Origin of the sequence: Hydrotalea flava, assembly GCF_001623405.1 — a bacterium.
Taxonomy (GTDB): domain Bacteria; phylum Bacteroidota; class Bacteroidia; order Chitinophagales; family Chitinophagaceae; genus Hydrotalea; species Hydrotalea flava.
In genome coordinates this window covers 1-3,363 of the sequence record NZ_LUHG01000076.1, presented here as the reverse complement: position 1 = coordinate 3,363, position 3,363 = coordinate 1, and the positions used below count along the sequence as shown (strand labels likewise).

4 protein-coding genes are annotated in these 3,363 nt (G+C 39.5%); 1 reads left to right on the top strand and 3 read right to left on the bottom strand.

Annotated features, from left to right (window positions below; translation table 11 throughout):
- Positions 1–628 (top strand): dipeptidase (locus A0F92_RS08560; protein WP_253810306.1); only part of this gene is annotated, 628 nt, incomplete at its 5' end.
- A 77-nt stretch (positions 629–705) separates the two neighbouring features.
- On the opposite strand, the gene A0F92_RS08555 is transcribed toward A0F92_RS08560, so the two are convergent.
- The 3 genes from A0F92_RS08555 to A0F92_RS08545 all read right to left on the bottom strand — a co-directional run.
- Positions 706–1,386, bottom strand: a complete 681-nt coding sequence (locus tag A0F92_RS08555; RefSeq protein WP_068244312.1) for an ABC transporter ATP-binding protein — start codon at positions 1,384–1,386, stop codon at positions 706–708.
- Between the two features lies 1 nt (position 1,387).
- Positions 1,388–2,605: an ABC transporter permease gene (locus tag A0F92_RS08550; RefSeq protein ID WP_253810304.1), complete on the bottom strand. Its 1,218-nt coding sequence runs from the start codon at positions 2,603–2,605 to the stop codon at positions 1,388–1,390.
- Positions 2,606–2,722: 117 nt separating this feature from the next.
- Positions 2,723–3,363 (bottom strand): efflux RND transporter periplasmic adaptor subunit (locus A0F92_RS08545; protein WP_167516947.1); only part of this gene is annotated, 641 nt, incomplete at its 5' end.

Sequence of the window (3,363 nt, the reverse complement as noted above, 5' to 3'; positions counted from 1 at the left end):
CCTATTGCAGCAACAGGGATTGTTAGCTATTGGCCCTGCCCATTATGGCCCCGGCAGATATGCCAATGGTACAGATGCTGCCGGACATTTGACTGAAAATGGTAAAGCGTTGCTGCAAATAATGCAGGAGCATCATATTGTTTTGGATATTACGCATTTGTGTGATGATGCATTAAATGATGCACTGACTTTATACAACGGAACATTGTGGGCATCGCATCACAACTGCCGTGTATTGGTGCCACATAACCGACAGATGAGTGATGCTGTTATACATGAAATGATAGCCCGCAACTCCGTAATTGGCATGGCTTTCGATACGTGGATGATGGTACCCGGCTGGCAACGCGGTATTAACACACCACAACAAATGCATTGTAATATAGCAGCCATTATTCCACACATTGATCATATCTGCCAATTAGCAGGCAATAGCTTACATGTAGGCATTGGCAGCGATTTAGATGGTGCCTTCGGTACAGAACAATCGCCTTATGATCTGGATACCATTGCTGATTTGCAGCAATTAGCCTTTTTATTAGAACAGAAAGGATACACCGTTGGTGATGTTGAAAATATATTCTACAAAAACTGGTTAAGAATGTTTCAATTAGCATTGCCTGAATAGTTGCCATTATTTTCAACATTGTACATAGCAATACAATTATTCTATTCATTAACTAGTTCTTATTTCCTAAAACCCAACTAACTATCCACAATTCTACCATCTTCCATTCGAATGATGCGATTGGTTTTAGCGGCAAAATCTGGATCGTGGGTAACAATTAGCATGGTTTGATGCAATTCATGCGACAATTGTTTAAATATATCGAACACTAATTCACTGTTTTTCTTGTCTAAATTACCCGTTGGTTCATCGCCCATAATAATATCCGGATCATTTATTAAGGCACGGGCTATGGCTACCCGTTGTTTCTCACCACCAGATAATCGGGCTGCATTCTTCAAAGCCAGCTCGGCAATTCCCAATGTTTTCAATTTATCATATGCTCTCTCTTCAACTTCCTTTTCTGAATATTTTCTCAATTTTAAACCGGGCAACATTACATTCTTCAATACAGAAAATTCATTCAACAAGTAATGGAACTGAAATACAAAACCAATTTTTTCGTTGCGAATTTTAGCCAGATAAGCTTCTTTTTTATTTTGCATGGATATCCCATCAATTAACACATCGCCTTCATAATCTGTATCCATAGTTGAGAGTACATATAACAAGGAGGATTTGCCACAACCCGACTTTCCAACAATAGAAACAAAATCGCCCCGATGAATAGAAAAATGAACACCATTCAACACTTTTACTTTTACAGGATCATAAAAATATTTCACAATGTTTACAGCTTCCAAAATAGTGTTTTGCATATTATTTTCCTCTAATAATGATCACCGGATCTATTTTACTGGCTTTACGTGCCGGTAACCAACCGGCCAAGTAAGTAGTCATCAAAGAAAAACTAATACCAATAAAATAAAACAACGGATTATAATTGATGGGATAGGTTTTTACGGTTGGTAATGCTGCCGTATGAAAAGGCACATGATTTATGAGTACCGATAAACCAAACCCTGAAAGCAATCCGGTAATACCTCCAAATAAACCAATACCAATGGCAATCACTAAGAATACCGCTTTCACATCACGACCGGCAAAACCGGTGGCTTTTAAAATGGCAATGGTATCCATCTTTTCATAAATCATCATGTTCAAAATATTGTAAATACCAAAGCCGGCTACAATTAACAAAGTAATGCCAACAGCATAGGATATTAGACTACGCACAAAACTACCTGTTTCAAACTGCGAATTGGCGGTTTGAATATCTTCTGCATCTACCCCATAAATGCGGCCAAATATTTTTGCAAGGGCAGGTGCCTGATTGATATCGTATAATTTAATTCTGATATCGGTAATGTATAAGGACGATTTGCCCAATATTTTTTGAACAGTCTGGATAGACGCGTAACTCTGTGCTTTATCAAAATCCTGCAAACCCGATTGAAAATAACCTACTACTTTTAACTGAAATATAGATCCGGTACTGGTAGTAATTTGTACCACATCGCCCACATTGGCTACTAATTTTTCGGCCAAAGCTTTGCCCAACACAATGCTGTTGGGTACGGTATTTAAATCGGCTGCTTTACCTGCTACGATATAATCATCAAAATGAAACAGTTTGGTTTCTGCGGCTACATCAATGCCATTTATCACCCCATTAATGTCAACCGTACCATCATTAAAAAATACTTGTGCGGTTATAGTGGGGGCAACACCCATTACCTGTTTATTTTGTTGCAATGCCTGAATAATGGGGCCGCTATTGTAAATCTCCTGTCTGATATTCCCCGATTTTAAGGAACTGATAAACGGGTAACTATTTTGGTAAGCCGGCCAAAGGGTAACGGGCTGGTCTTTATGTGGCTTAATATCATTATACAACCGAATGTGTGGCGTACGGTTTACCACCAATCCATCCAACAAATCGTTTAACCCGCTCATAAAACTCAGCAAAGCAATAAACATGGTTATGCCAAAGGTTACGCCAACAGCAGCTACTAAGGTTTGGCGCCAGCGCGCCATCAGCAGGGATTGTGCAATCTTGATAATCAGTTTAATATTCATGGGTGCTTTACAATAATGAGTATTGTGCAATTGGTAAGAATGAATAGACTGCAGGCAAAAAAATTACAAACGCTTTTATTGCATTAATTCGTCTTTTGTAGTTAATCCCGAAACAATTTCTACTTGCTGATAATCGCGAATGCCTACTGTTACCTTTTGTTTCTTACCATTGGCCAGTAAAACCGAATCGCCGGGTAACAAATAATTAGCAGGAATGGTAATGGCATCTTGTTTTTGCCGGATTACAATATTAGCTTCTAAGGTAAGGTTGGGATACAATACCGGCGGCGATTGCACCAACGCAGCATCTACTTTAAATGTGCGGGAATGCTCATCCATTGCCGGATATATTTTAATGACCTGCGCCTCAAATACTTTGCCTTTATAACTATCCATGGTATACAATACCTGCATACCATTGTGTATGCGGGCTATATCATGTTCATCTACCTGCAATTCCAATAAAAACCGGTGTGCAGCCCCTACCAATGCCAGGGCTGTTTGCGGACTCACCAATTCGCCTTTCTTTTTATTCAGTTGAAACACCATCCCATCTACATCGCTTTTAACGGTATAATCGTTTTTGGCTGTTCCGGCAATGGCTAAATTTTTCTGCGCCTGTTGGGCACTGAAATTTATTTGCTTTTTTAAATCATCGTATTGCAATTGTGCTGCCTGCCAGGCATGCAGGGCATTGGTATAGGCCAGTTCGCGCT

Bases quoted from the DNA above. Each gene is read 5' to 3' on its own strand.
- A0F92_RS08555 (WP_068244312.1), bottom strand. From the start codon at position 1,386: ATGCAAAACACTATTTTGGAAGCTGTAAACATTGTGAAATATTTTTAT.
- A0F92_RS08550 (WP_253810304.1), bottom strand. From the start codon at position 2,605: ATGGCGCGCTGGCGCCAAACCTTAGTAGCTGCTGTTGGCGTAACCTTT.